General features: G+C 58.9%; 13 protein-coding genes. 9 read left to right on the top strand and 4 right to left on the bottom strand.

The features are described from left to right. Positions 1–179: 179 nt before the first annotated feature. Together AC07VR_RS30370 and aptA are read right to left on the bottom strand one after the other, a co-directional pair. Positions 180–1,673 carry a CoA-acylating methylmalonate-semialdehyde dehydrogenase gene (locus AC07VR_RS30370; protein ID WP_494995081.1) on the bottom strand — a complete coding sequence of 498 codons (1,494 nt, stop codon included), beginning with the start codon at positions 1,671–1,673 and terminating at the stop codon, positions 180–182. 140 nt (positions 1,674–1,813) lie between these two features. Further along, on the bottom strand, positions 1,814–3,163 hold the full coding sequence (aptA, locus tag AC07VR_RS30365) for an omega-aminotransferase AptA (RefSeq protein WP_494995080.1): 1,350 nt from the start codon (positions 3,161–3,163) through the stop codon (positions 1,814–1,816). 124 nt (positions 3,164–3,287) lie between these two features. On the opposite strand from aptA, the gene AC07VR_RS30360 reads away from it, so the two are divergent. The 3 genes from AC07VR_RS30360 to AC07VR_RS30350 all read left to right on the top strand — a co-directional run bounded on the left by AC07VR_RS30360 (position 3,288) and on the right by AC07VR_RS30350 (position 5,557). Further along, entirely contained in the window at positions 3,288–4,208 is a 921-nt protein-coding gene (locus AC07VR_RS30360) for a LysR family transcriptional regulator (RefSeq protein WP_495013483.1), read from the top strand. A 103-nt stretch (positions 4,209–4,311) separates the two neighbouring features. Then, a complete protein-coding gene (locus tag AC07VR_RS30355) occupies positions 4,312–4,962 on the top strand; it encodes a TetR/AcrR family transcriptional regulator (RefSeq protein ID WP_494995078.1) in 651 nt (216 codons plus the stop codon). Positions 4,963–4,975: 13 nt separating this feature from the next. After that, entirely contained in the window at positions 4,976–5,557 is a 582-nt protein-coding gene (locus AC07VR_RS30350; protein WP_495013482.1) for an IMPACT family protein, read from the top strand. 231 nt (positions 5,558–5,788) lie between these two features. Here the strand turns inward: AC07VR_RS30350 and AC07VR_RS30345 are convergent, their stop codons facing one another. Beyond that, entirely contained in the window at positions 5,789–6,064 is a 276-nt protein-coding gene (locus tag AC07VR_RS30345) for a hypothetical protein (RefSeq protein WP_494995076.1), read from the bottom strand. A gap of 30 nt (positions 6,065–6,094) precedes the next feature. On the opposite strand from AC07VR_RS30345, the gene AC07VR_RS30340 reads away from it, so the two are divergent. Genes AC07VR_RS30340 through AC07VR_RS30330 form a run of 3 tightly spaced genes read left to right on the top strand, consistent with a single transcriptional unit; the run spans position 6,095 to position 9,704 of the window. Beyond that, positions 6,095–7,660, top strand: coding sequence for an ABC transporter ATP-binding protein (locus tag AC07VR_RS30340; protein ID WP_495013481.1), 1,566 nt, complete (start codon positions 6,095–6,097; stop codon positions 7,658–7,660). An 11-nt stretch (positions 7,661–7,671) separates the two neighbouring features. Further along, on the top strand, positions 7,672–8,778 hold the full coding sequence (locus AC07VR_RS30335) for an ABC transporter permease (protein WP_495013480.1): 1,107 nt from the start codon (positions 7,672–7,674) through the stop codon (positions 8,776–8,778). After that, positions 8,778–9,704 carry an ABC transporter permease gene (locus AC07VR_RS30330; protein WP_494995073.1) on the top strand — a complete coding sequence of 309 codons (927 nt, stop codon included), beginning with the start codon at positions 8,778–8,780 and terminating at the stop codon, positions 9,702–9,704. The genes AC07VR_RS30335 and AC07VR_RS30330 overlap by 1 nt, the downstream gene beginning before the upstream one ends. A gap of 117 nt (positions 9,705–9,821) precedes the next feature. Here the strand turns inward: AC07VR_RS30330 and AC07VR_RS30325 are convergent, their stop codons facing one another. Beyond that, complete coding sequence (locus tag AC07VR_RS30325; RefSeq protein WP_495013479.1) at positions 9,822–10,265, bottom strand: hypothetical protein; 444 nt, start codon at positions 10,263–10,265, stop codon at positions 9,822–9,824. Between the two features lie 82 nt (positions 10,266–10,347). Here AC07VR_RS30325 and AC07VR_RS30320 point away from each other — a divergent pair, with 82 nt between their 5' ends. The 3 genes from AC07VR_RS30320 to AC07VR_RS30310 all read left to right on the top strand — a co-directional run bounded on the left by AC07VR_RS30320 (position 10,348) and on the right by AC07VR_RS30310 (position 12,912). Then, positions 10,348–10,698, top strand: a complete 351-nt coding sequence (locus tag AC07VR_RS30320) for a MerR family transcriptional regulator (protein WP_495013478.1) — start codon at positions 10,348–10,350, stop codon at positions 10,696–10,698. Positions 10,699–10,723: 25 nt separating this feature from the next. After that, the gene (locus AC07VR_RS30315; RefSeq protein WP_494995070.1) at positions 10,724–11,410 is read left to right on the top strand and encodes an SDR family oxidoreductase; all 687 of its coding nucleotides are present in this window, start codon (positions 10,724–10,726) and stop codon (positions 11,408–11,410) included. Between the two features lie 143 nt (positions 11,411–11,553). After that, positions 11,554–12,912: an 8-oxoguanine deaminase gene (locus tag AC07VR_RS30310; RefSeq protein ID WP_495013477.1), complete on the top strand. Its 1,359-nt coding sequence runs from the start codon at positions 11,554–11,556 to the stop codon at positions 12,910–12,912. Positions 12,913–12,941 lie beyond the last annotated feature (29 nt).

The following is a 12,941-nucleotide window of genomic DNA, read 5'->3' as shown; positions in this document are numbered from 1 at the left end:
TTTGTTTACCAAGGAGTTTTCCGTTTCGACTGCGCCGGAAGTGGGGCGAATTATAGGCTTCCAGATTCTGCCGTCAACCTCTATTTTCACAATTCTGTCATATGAGTCAAAAAGACCCTGAAAAGCAAAAGGCCGGCACCTTTTTTCAAATAAGGGAGCCGGCCTTTTTACTCTTCTACTTATAAGCTAGGGAAAGCGAACTGCGAAGCTTCGTGACTGGCACGTTGCGGCCAGCGCTGGGTAATTGCCTTACGGCGGGTATAGAAGCGCACACCATCCGGGCCATAAGCATGCAGGTCACCGAACAACGATCGCTTCCAGCCGCCAAAGCTGTGGTACGCCACTGGAACCGGCAGCGGTACGTTGACGCCCACCATCCCCACTTCAATCTCGTCGCAGAACAACCGGGCCGCTTCACCGTCACGGGTAAAGATGCAGGTGCCGTTGCCGTACTCGTGATCGTTGATCAGTTGCATCGCCTCTTCAAGGCTGTTCACTCGCACGATGCACAGCACCGGGCCGAAGATCTCTTCTTTATAGATACGCATCTCTGGAGTGACGCGATCGAACAGGCAGCCGCCGAGGAAGAAGCCCTCTTCGTGGCCCGTTACGCTCAGACCACGACCATCGACCACCAACTCAGCGCCGGAAGAAACCCCGTCTTCTATATAGCCACTGACTTTGTCGCGATGCTGACCGGTCACCAGTGGGCCCATGTCCAGACCACAAGAAGTGCCGGCACCGATTTTCAGCGCCTTGATTTGCGGCACCAACTTGGCGACCAATGCATCCGCCACCTGATCGCCGACACACACGGCCACCGAGATCGCCATGCAACGCTCACCGCAAGAACCATAGGCCGCGCCCATCAAGGCACTGACTGCGTTGTCCAGGTCTGCATCCGGCATCAGCACCGCATGGTTCTTCGCCCCGCCCAATGCTTGCACACGTTTGCCGCGCTTGGTGGCTTCGGCATAGATGTATTCAGCAATCGGAGTCGATCCGACAAAGCTAAGCGCTTTAACCTCTGGCGCTTCGATCAACGCATCCACCGCACCTTTGTCGCCGTGCACCACGCTCAACACACCTTTCGGCAAACCGGCTTCTTGCAGCAGCTGGGCGATCAGCAGCGTTGAACTCGGATCACGCTCGGAAGGCTTGAGGATGAAGCAGTTTCCGCACACGATCGCCAATGGATACATCCACAGCGGAACCATGGCCGGGAAGTTGAACGGCGTAATGCCGGCAACCACGCCCAACGGCTGGAAGTCGGACCAGGCATCGATGTTCGGGCCGACGTTACGGCTGTACTCGCCCTTGAGGATTTCCGGAGCCGAGCAGGCGTATTCGACGTTCTCGATACCGCGCTTCAGTTCGCCAGCGGCGTCTTCCAGGGTCTTGCCGTGCTCTTCGCTGATCAACTGAGCGATACGCGCTTCGTTCTGCTCGAGCAGTTGTTTGAAGCGGAACATCACCTGAGCACGCTTGGCCGGCGGTGTGTTGCGCCATGCAGGAAAAGCAGCCTTGGCCGTGTCGATGGCTTTTTGCACTGTTTCGCGACTTGCCAGAGGAACCTTGTGAATCGGCTGGCCGGTGGACGGGTTGAACACATCAGCGCTGCGACCGTTGTCGGTCACCAGTTCGCCGTTGATCAAATGCTGGATAAGACTCATGCGGGGCTCCTGAAAAGTTGTCCACAGGCGCCCGACATGGGGCACCTGCTAAATAAACATGGCTTTTTGCAGGAGCACGGCTTGCCGGCAATGGCGTCCTTGAGGCCCATCGCGAGCAAGCTCGGCTCCTACAGGCTGGATCAGTCGACTTTGTTCAGCACTTCGCCGACCGCGTCGAACAGGCGATCAAGATCCTGCGGCTTGCTGTTGAAGGTTGGGCCGAACTGTAAGGTGTCGCCGCCGAAGCGCACGTAGAAACCAGCTTTCCATAGCGCCATACCGGCTTCGAACGGACGCACGATCGCGTCGCCGTCTCGCGGGGCGATCTGAATCGCGCCGGCCAGGCCATAGTTACGAATGTCGATGACGTTTTTCGAACCCTTCAAACCGTGCAACGCATTCTCGAAATGCGGCGCGACTTCAGCCACGCTCTGCACCAGGTTTTCCTTGTGCAGCAGATCCAGTGCAGCCAAACCAGCCGCGCAAGCCACCGGGTGCGCCGAGTAGGTGTAGCCGTGGGGGAATTCCACCGCGTATTCCGGCGTCGGTTGATTCATGAAGGTCTGATAAATCTCGGAACTGGCAATCACCGCGCCCATAGGGATTGCGCCGTTGGTGACTTGCTTGGCGATGCACATCAGGTCCGGGGTCACGCCAAAGCTGTCAGCACCGAACATCGAGCCGGTACGACCAAAGCCAGTAATCACTTCGTCGAAGACCAGCAGGATGTTGTGTTGATCACAGATTTCGCGCAGGCGCTTGAGGTAACCCTGAGGCGGAACCAGCACACCAGCGGAACCGGCCAGCGGCTCGACGAACACGGCGGCGATGTTCGAGGCATCGTGCAACTCGATCAGCTTGAGCAGCTCATCGGCCAGGGCAATACCGCCCTGCTCCGGCATTCCACGGGAATAGGCATTGCTCGCCAGCAAGGTGTGCGGCAGATGGTCGACATCCATCATTGCCTGACCGAACATTTTGCGGTTGCCGTTGACGCCGCCCAGACTGGTGCCGGCGATGTTCACGCCGTGGTAGCCACGGGCACGACCGATCATTTTGGTCTTGGTCGCCTGACCTTTCAGACGCCAGTAGGCACGCACCATCTTCACCGCGGTGTCAGCACACTCGGAGCCGGAATCGGTGAAGAACACGTGATTCAGGTTACCTGGGGTCAGCTCGGTGATTTTCTCTGCCAGCTGGAAAGACAGTGGGTGACCGTACTGAAAGCCCGGCGAGTAATCGAGGGTGCCCAACTGCTTTGCAACAGCTTCCTGGATTTCCTTGCGGGTATGCCCCGCACCACAGGTCCACAGACCGGACAACGAGTCATAGACCTTGCGACCCTTGTCGTCGATCAGGTAGCTACCTTCTGCGGCAACAATCAGTCGCGGGTCGCGCTGGAAGTTGCGGTTGGCGGTGTAAGGCATCCAGTGAGCATCGAGCTTGAGTTGGCTGGCCAGGGAGACCGGAGCGTTTTCAGGCAAGTTCATGAGCAAAACCTCGCAGGGCAATAAGCGGCGTAGGGATCAAAAGCGTTCTTGCAGCTAAATTGCCACGGGGATAAAGTCGGTGAAATCCAACTTTTCTAACGTTCAGTCAGGCCAGCACTAAACTATGAGCAGTCGTCGCCCCGATCCGCTGGCGCAAGTCAGTGACTTTGATATCCGTCTGCTGCGCATATTTCGCAGCGTGGTCGAATGCGGCGGCTTCTCCGCAGCGGAAACCGTGCTGGGGATCGGCCGCTCAGCCATCAGCCAGCAGATGAGCGACCTTGAACAACGCCTCGGCCTGCGTCTGTGCCAACGCGGTCGCGCAGGGTTTTCTCTGACCGAGGAAGGACGCGAGGTCTATCAGTCGGCCTTGCAACTACTCAGTGCGCTGGAAAGCTTTCGCACCGAGGTCAACGGCCTGCACCAACATCTGCGCGGTGAGCTGACCATCGGCCTGACCGACAACCTGGTCACCCTCCCCCACATGCGCATCACCCATGCTTTGGCGCAGTTGAAGGAGCGGGGCCCGGAGGTGCAAATTCAAATCCGCATGATCGCCCCCAACGAAGTGGAGCAAGGTGTACTCGACGGCCGTTTACATGTCGGTGTGGTGCCTCAGGCCAGCGCACTCTCGGGCCTGGAATACCAGCCGCTGTACAGCGAGCGTTCGCTGCTCTACTGCGCGGTCGGGCATCCGCTGTTTTATGTCGATGACAAACAACTGGATGACCAGCGGCTCAACAGTCAGGACGCCATCGCACCGACCTTCCGTTTGCCGTCCGAGATCCAGGCGCATTATCAGGCACTCAATTGCACCGCCAGCGCGTCGGATCGGGAAGGCATGGCGTTTCTGATTTTGACCGGACGCTATATCGGCTACCTGCCGGACCATTACGCCAGCCTCTGGGTGCAGCAAGGCCGACTGCGCGCTTTGAAACCCAAGGCGCGCTTCTATGACCTGAGCCTGGCTTCGGTCACCCGCAAGGGACGTCGCCCTCATTTGGTGTTGGAAAGTTTCTTGGAAAGCCTGGCGGCCACGCGGTAAAACCGAACGGCTTCGAGGCTTTTATGGTGACAAGGCTTGTCTGATTCTTGTGGGTGCGCTATCAACGCATTGGTTGCACCCACAGAACTGCTCGGAAACGTCCATGACCCTTGAAGTCCCAGCCCACACCGGCAAACCTGCCAGCCGAATTCGCCAAAAAAACGAAGACGCAATCATCAAGGCCGCCGAAGACGAGTTCGCTCGTCACGGGTTCAAAGGCACCAGCATGAACACCATTGCGCAGAATGCCGGACTGCCCAAGGCTAACCTGCATTACTACTTCACCAACAAGCTCGGGCTCTATGTGGCGGTGCTGAGCAACATCATCGAGTTGTGGGACAGCACCTTCAACACATTAACCGCCGAAGACGATCCGGCCGAAGCGCTGACGCGCTACATCCGCGCCAAGATGGAGTTTTCCCGCCGCCAACCGCAAGCCTCACGGATCTTCGCCATGGAGATCATCAGCGGCGGGGAATGCCTGAGCGAGCATTTCAGCCAGGACTATCGCGTCTGGTTCCAGGGCCGTGCAGGTGTATTTCAGGCCTGGATCGACGCTGGCAAGATGGACCCGGTCGACCCGGTAAACCTGATCTTTCTGTTGTGGGGCAGCACCCAGCATTACGCCGACTTCGCCACACAGATTTGTCGCGTGACAGGCCGCACCAAGCTGACCAGGCAGGACATGGAAGACGCTGGTAACAACCTGATCCGTATCATTCTCAAGGGCTGCGGCCTCAAGCCAACCCTTTAAAAGATCCTCGCACATGCCTTTTACCCTCGCCGGCCTTTGCGAATACCGCGAAGAAATTCGCAAAAGCCGCTTCATCGCCCTCGCTGCGCCGATCAGCAGCGCCGTTGATGCTCAGACGTTCATCGAGCAGCACAGCGACTTGAATGCCTCGCACAATTGCTGGGCCTGGAAGCTCGCCGATCAATACCGCAGCAGCGACGATGGCGAACCGGGCGGCACTGCCGGACGGCCGATTCTGGCGGCCATCGAAGCGCAGGATTGTGATCAAGTAGCGGTAGTGGTGATTCGCTGGTACGGCGGCATCCAGTTAGGTACCGGCGGACTCGCTCGGGCCTATGGCGGCAGTGCCAACAAGTGCTTGCAAACCGCTGAACGAATTGCGCTGATCAGCCGGGTGCCGTTGCGTTGCGCCTGCGGCTTCGGCGAATTGGCGCTGGTCAAACTGCGGGTGGCCGAACTCGGGGGCCTGATGCTGGAAGAAACCTTCACCGCCAATGGCGTGGAGTTGCACCTGGCCGTAGGTGAATCACAGATCCAGACCCTGCAAACGCAACTGGCCGATCTGAGTCGCGGACGCATTCTGTTGCAGCGGTAAAAGGCTGCGATCTTTTGGGGCAAGACTTAATCCAAGTGTTTCCATGACTTGCCCACATCTGCTGTGCACCCGACTGTGGATAACCTGAGCACATTCCCCGCAACCCCTTTTGCAACGTGGCTTTGCGGCCATTGTTCACTTTTCGTCCAATCGCCCTTCTTCGGGATTAATCCCACCGAAAAACAATCAGTTAGAGCGGTTTATCGCCTTTAGAAGAAAGCCTTTCAGTGCTTATGCCTGGGCTTTTGGCTTGCGCACAAATACTGTGGAGCAATCTGTGGATAACCCGTGCAAGGCTGGCTCAGTCGCATAGGCAGCAACGCTCTCCGTCGGCTGCTCATTTTTTAACCAGTTCGATACGGGCGAAACCGGGGCCTTATCGACAGGCTTGCCCTGAAGTGGTGCCGGAGCAGGGATCAGTATATTGCGCGAGAGGCTGCGGAGCAGGCAGAACAACGACGACACCGGGTTTTCCTGACTCAATGGCCAGGAAATTGCTTTATCCACAGGCACAACTTCAATTGTCCCGAGCCTGTCATGCCAAATCCCGTGCCGATCCCTGATCAAACACCGCGTCTGCAATTGCGCAGAATCAGCAAACGCTATCCCGGCTGCCTGGCCAATGACGGTATCGACCTGAGTATTCAACCCGGTGAGATCCACGCCCTGCTCGGTGAAAACGGCGCCGGGAAAAGCACCCTGATGAAAATTATCTACGGCGTGACCCATGCCGACTCGGGCGAGATGATCTGGCAAGGACAACACTTGACCATGCGCAACCCGGCCCAGGCGCGCAGTCTGGGGATTGGCATGGTGTTCCAGCATTTCTCGCTGTTTGAAACCCTGAGCGTGGCGCAGAACATTGCCCTGGCCATGGGCGCTGCGGCAGGCACACCCACGCAACTGGAGCCGCGCATTCGTGAAGTCTCGCAACGTTATGGCATGGCGCTGGAGCCTGAACGGCTGGTGCACAGTTTGTCGATTGGCGAGCGTCAGCGGGTGGAGATCATTCGTTGCCTGATGCAGGACATTCGCCTGCTGATTCTCGATGAGCCGACCTCGGTCCTGACTCCGCAAGAGGCGGACGAGTTGTTCGTCACCCTGCGTCGATTGGCCGTCGAGGGCTGCAGCATTCTGTTTATCAGCCACAAGCTCGGCGAGGTTCGGGCGCTGTGTCATAAGGCCACGGTGCTGCGCGGTGGTCGAGTGGCCGGACATTGCGTTCCAGCCGAGTGCACGGATCAGCAACTGGCTCGTTTGATGGTGGGTGATGCGGCGGGGTTGATCACTGATTATCCGAAGGTCGGCGGCCGCGAAACTTTCTTGCAGATACAAAAGCTGTCCTGGCATAACCCGGATCCGTTCGGCTGCTCACTGAGGGATATCCACCTTGAAGTGCGCAGCGGCGAAATCGTTGGGATCGCCGGTGTCGCCGGGAATGGTCAGGACGAATTGCTGGCCCTGCTCAGCGGCGAAGAATGCCTTGCACGTAATGACGCCGCGACCATCAGTTTCACCGGGCAACCGGTCGCTCATTTACGCCCCGATGCAAGACGCCGCCTCGGCCTGGCATGTGTGCCGGCAGAACGCCTCGGCCACGGGGCAGTGCCGCAATTGAGTCTGGCAGACAACGCCTTGCTGACCGCTTTTCAGCAAGGGCTGGTCAGCAATGGCCTGATTCAGCGTGGCAAAGTCCAGGCATTGACCGAAGAGATCATCCGCCGCTTCGGGGTCAAGACACCGAATACTGAAACCTGTGCTCGCAGCCTGTCCGGCGGCAATTTGCAGAAATTCATTCTCGGCCGGGAAATCCTTCAACAACCGAAACTGCTGATCGCGGCGCACCCGACCTGGGGCGTGGATGTGGGTGCCGCGGCGGTGATCCATCGCGCGTTGATTGCCCTGCGCGATGCGGGTGCCGCGATCCTGGTGATCAGCGAAGACCTCGACGAATTGTTCCAGATCAGCGATCGACTGGCGGCGCTATGCAGCGGTCGACTGTCGACGCTCAAACCGACCGCGCAAACCAGCCTGATCGCAGTCGGTGGCTGGATGGCGGGGCAGTTCGACACGTATCACCAATCCACGCCTTTGCCGGTTTAACGGAGTTTCACATGCTGCTTTCTCTCGAACCCCGTGGCCAGCAATCGCGCCTGATGCTGTGGTGCTCGCCGCTACTTGCCGCAACGTTGACCCTGGCTTGTGGCTCGCTGCTGTTTATTGCCCTCGGTCACGACCCTTTGATGACCTTGCACACCTTGTTGATTGCGCCGATCAGTGACCTGTATGGCGTCTCTGAGCTGTTGGTCAAAGCCTTGCCGATTCTGCTGTGTGCGTTGGGTCTGGCGGTGGCGTATCAAGCGCGGATCTGGAACATCGGCGCGGAAGGTCAGTTGCTGCTCGGCGCTCTGGCCGGCAGTGCACTGGCAGTGAATATCATCAATGTGCAAAGTCGCTGGGCGCTGGTGTCAATCCTGATGATCGGCACGCTGGCCGGTGCTGCCTGGGCCGGGTTGACGGCATGGCTGCGCACGCGGTTCAACGCCAATGAAATCCTCACCAGCATCATGCTCAATTACATCGCCCTGAACCTGCTGCTGTTCTGCGTCCACGGGCCGCTGAAGGACCCGGCCGGCTTCAACTTCCCGGAATCGGCAATGTTCGGCGAGGCCAGCCGTTTACCACTATTGCTGGAGGACGGCCGAGTGCATGCCGGGGTGTATTTCGCCCTGCTGGCGCTGGTTGCCGTTTGGGTGCTGCTGCACAAGAGTTTTGTCGGTTTTCAAATCAAGGTGCTCGGCCTGGACAAGCGCGCCGCAGGTTTCGTTGGTTTTCGCGAGAAGCGGCTGATCTGGCTCGCGCTGTTGATCAGCGGTGGATTGGCGGGGCTGGCTGGCGTTTGCGAAGTCACCGGGCCGATCGGACAACTGGTGCCGCAGGTATCGCCCGGTTATGGCTACGCGGCGATCACTGTGGCATTTCTTGGCCGGCTGAATCCCATCGGCATTTTGTTTTCCAGCCTGCTGATGGCGCTGCTGTACATCGGCGGCGAGAGCGCGCAGATGAGCCTTAACCTGCCGCAGGCGATCACCCAATTGTTCCAGGGCATGATGCTGTTTTTTCTGCTCGCCAGTGATGTGCTGATTCTCTACCGCCCGCGCCTTAACCTGCGCTGGGCACGGCGCTCCTCGACCACCTCTGAACGCGTTGGAGCCCTGTGATGGATATCGATCTGCTGAGTAATATTTTCTACGCCATGGTCCGCTGCGGCACGCCGCTGCTGTTGGTGGCCTTGGGTGAACTGATCTGCGAAAAAAGCGGCGTCCTCAACCTCGGTCAGGAAGGCATGATGCTGTTCGGCGCGGTGATCGGTTTTATCGTCGCCTTGAGCACCGGTAACCTCTGGCTCGGCGTGTTGCTGGCGGTGCTCGCCGGTATGTTGCTGTCGACGCTGTTTGCCTTGGTGGCGCTGGTGTTCAACGCCAATCAGGTGGCGACCGGGCTGGCGCTGACTATCTTTGGCGTCGGCCTTTCGAGCTTTGTCGGTGCGGCCTGGGTTGGCAAGCCGCTGGCGGGTTTCGAGCCAGTGGCGATTCCTTTTCTGAGTGAGATCCCGCTGATCGGGCGGATGCTGTTTGCTCAGGATCTGTTGGTCTATCTGTCATTCGCGCTGTTTGCGCTGGTGGCTTGGGCGATTCTGAAAAGCCGTGTAGGCCTGATCGTTCAGGCCGTCGGGGAAAATCCGGACGCTGCCAGCGCCATGGGATTGCCGGTGCTTGGTGTGCGCACACTGGCGGTGCTGTTCGGTGGTGCCATGGCCGGGTTGGCCGGTGCCTATCTGTCACTGGCCTATACACCGATGTGGGCGGAGAACATGAGCGCCGGCCGTGGCTGGATTGCCCTGGCGCTAGTGGTGTTTGCCAGTTGGCGCGTATGGCGTTTGCTGCTGGGCGCTTACCTGTTCGGGCTCGCCAGCATCTTGCACCTGGTTGCCCAAGGCTTGGGGCTGGCGATCCCTTCGAACCTGCTGGCGATGCTGCCCTATGCCGCGACCATTCTGGTGTTGGTGCTGCTGTCGCGGAACGCGCTGCGAACACGCTTGTACGCACCGGTTTCGTTAGGGCAGCCGTGGCAGGCGGGGCATTAGGTTCTGCCTGGAACAGCAGGCTCTTCGTAGCAGCTGGCGAAGCCTGCGTTCGGCCGCGAAGCGGTCGTAATCCTGACGACTCGAATTTCGTCCAGAATCGCGTTATGGCCTTTACGACTACTTCGTAGCCGAACGCAGGCTGCTACGGGGGCTTCGGTCATCTGCGAGATGCTTGACCGGCAACAACTGTGCAACGCCCCACGCCAGTTCGAAGAACAGGAAAACCGCCAGCAATGAGCTGGCGCCGTGGGCCAGGGCATAGATCTGCCACGTTGCGAACAAAAACCGTCCGGCTGCGTCATAGCGGCCGAACGCTTGCTGCGGATCACAAATCCGTAACACCGACCAGACGCAAACGATCGAGCCCAACAGATTGGCCATCAGCATGTGCATCGGTTCGAACGGCGGCAGTTCACCAGATAGATTGAATATCCGGGAAAGACTCAGCATCAACCCGTGTAGCGCCATAAAACTCCAGGGGGTGACGAAAGCGACGGTCACGAGCAAGTCGTACCAGCCGCTCGCACGAACCAGTTGACGGTATTGGCTTGCAGTCCACATTGAGGCGTCTCCATTTATTCAGGGAGCACGCAGGCTAAAGCCTGGAGTATGCTCCAGGGTCAAACCTCAAAGAGTCTTCAAGATGCGTATCGGTGAATTAGCCCAGGCCAGCGCCGTCAGCCGCGACACCCTGCGCTTTTACGAGCAACGGGGATTGATCGCCGCCCAACGCAGCGCCAACGGTTACCGCGACTATCCGGCCGAGATGGTGCAACTGGTGCTCTACATCAAGACCGCCCAACGCCTGGGCTTCAGCCTCGGCGAAATCGGTAGTAGTGTGGCCTCGCTGTGGCAGGCCAAAGACCCTGACAGCGCCGTGACCCGGTTGCTGCAAGACAAACTGAGCCTGATCGAAACCCGCATCGCCGAACTCGGTGAGCTACGCCAGGAGTTACAACTACGGCTCAGGCAGAGTTGCCCATTAAGACCGTGATCCTCTTTTCCAAAGGAACCCGTTTATGAACGCTGCAAAAAACGCATTAATCATCGGCGCCTCCCGTGGTTTGGGCCTCGGTCTGGTACAACGCTTGCTGGCCGACGGCTGGCAAGTCACCGCCACCGTGCGCAATCTGCAGAAAGCCGAGGCCTTGCAGGCATTGGGTAACGTCCGGATCGAGCAACTGGACATGGATGATCAGCAAGCCGTCATCGCCCTGAGCCAACGGCTGAAGGGCCAGGTGTTCGACTTGCTGTTCGTCAACGCCGGCGTCAAAGGACCGGATGATCAGACCCCAGGCAATGCAACCCTCGCCGAGGTTGGACAGTTGTTCTTCACCAACGCCGTGGCCCCGATCAATCTGGCTCAGCGCTTCATCGGCCAGATTCGCCCGGACAGCGGTGTGCTGGCGTTCATGAGTTCGGTACTCGGCAGCGTGACCATGCCCGATGCGCCGGAACTGGCGCTGTACAAGGCCAGCAAAGCCGCCTTGAACTCCATGACCAACAGCTTCGTCACTCAGTTGGGCGAGCAGAAAATGACTGTACTGTCGTTGCATCCGGGCTGGGTGAAAACCGATATGGGCGGTGAAGGTGCGGACATCGATGTCGAGACCAGCACCCGTGGGTTGATCGAGCAGGTGAATACTTACGCGGGTAAAGGCGGGCATCATTTTGTGAACTACAGAGGCGAGACAATTCCCTGGTAATTCATCGGTAGATCAGCGGCCCTATGTAGCCGACCAAATATGTGAGTAAACTCTGCACTTCGCCCTCCCCGGCGACCCTGGATCAGCAGACAGGGCAACACTGAGCTGGCGAACCTGAACCCATTTTTCAGAGGAGCCGGCCAATGCCTGCGACCCGTATCTGGTTAAAAACCCCCCTGGCCATTTTCACTGCCAACGCGCTCGATGCCCGTGGCGGCCTGGTGCTGCAAGACGGTTTGATCGTCGAAGTGCTCGGTATAGGGCAACAACCGACCACTGCCTGTGGACAAGTCTTCGATGCTCGCGAGCATGTGATCCTTCCCGGGCTGATCAACACCCATCACCACTTCTATCAAACCCTGACCCGCGCCTGGGCGCCGGTGGTCAATCAGCCGTTGTTCCCCTGGTTGAAAACCCTCTATCCGGTCTGGGCTCGCCTGACCCCGGAAAAGTTGGCGCTGGCGACAAAAGTCGCTTTGGCCGAGTTGCTGCTGTCTGGCTGTACAACGGCGGCCGATCACCATTACCTGTTTCCCGAAGGTCTGGAAAATGCCATTGATGTGCAAGTCCAGAGCGTTCGCGAACTGGGCATGCGCGCGATGCTTACCCGTGGCTCGATGAGCCTGGGTGAAGCCGACGGCGGGTTGCCGCCGCAACAGACTGTGCAGCAGGGTGAAGTGATTCTCGCCGATAGCCAGCGGCTGATTGCCGAGTACCACGAACGCGGCGACGGCGCGCAAATCCAGATTGCTCTGGCACCCTGCTCGCCATTTTCCGTCACGCCGCAAATCATGTCGGCCAGCGCGGAACTGGCCAATACACTCGACGTGCGTCTGCACACTCACCTTGCCGAAACCCTCGACGAAGAAGACTTCTGCCTGCAACGCTTCGGCCTGCGCACCGCGGATTATCTGGACAGCGTCGGCTGGCTCGGACCGCGCACCTGGCTGGCCCATGGCATTCATTTCAACCCTGATGAAATCGCCCGTCTGGGCGCGGCCGGTACCGGCATCTGCCATTGCCCTAGCTCCAATATGCGCCTGGCTTCAGGCATTTGCCCGACGCTGGACTTGATCGCAGCAGGTGCGCCGCTGGGTTTGGGTGTGGATGGCTCGGCCTCAAACGATGCATCGAACATGATCCTCGAGACCCGCCAGGCGTTGTACCTGCAACGCCTGCGCTACGGCGCGGAAAAGATCACCCCCGAGTTAGTGCTCGGCTGGGCCACACGCGGTTCGGCGCAACTGCTCGGGCGCACCGATATCGGTGAACTGGCGGTGGGCAGGCAGGCGGATCTGGCGTTGTTCAAACTCGATGAGCTGCGTTTCTCCGGCAGCCATGACCCGCTGTCGGCGCTATTGCTGTGCGGCGCGGACAGGGCGGATCGGGTGATGATTGGCGGTAAATGGCGGGTGATCGATGGGCAGGTTGAAGGGCTTGATTTGAAGGGGTTGATTGCCGACCACAGTCAGGCGGCCAGGCAGTTGATTAGCGGCGTTTGATCAATCTTATCGCGGGCAAGCCTCGCTCC

This window comes from Pseudomonas sp. GW821-FHT02H09, assembly GCF_059421425.1.
Note: the sequence above shows the minus strand (reverse complement) of the source record. Positions and strands in the feature narration are given on the sequence as shown.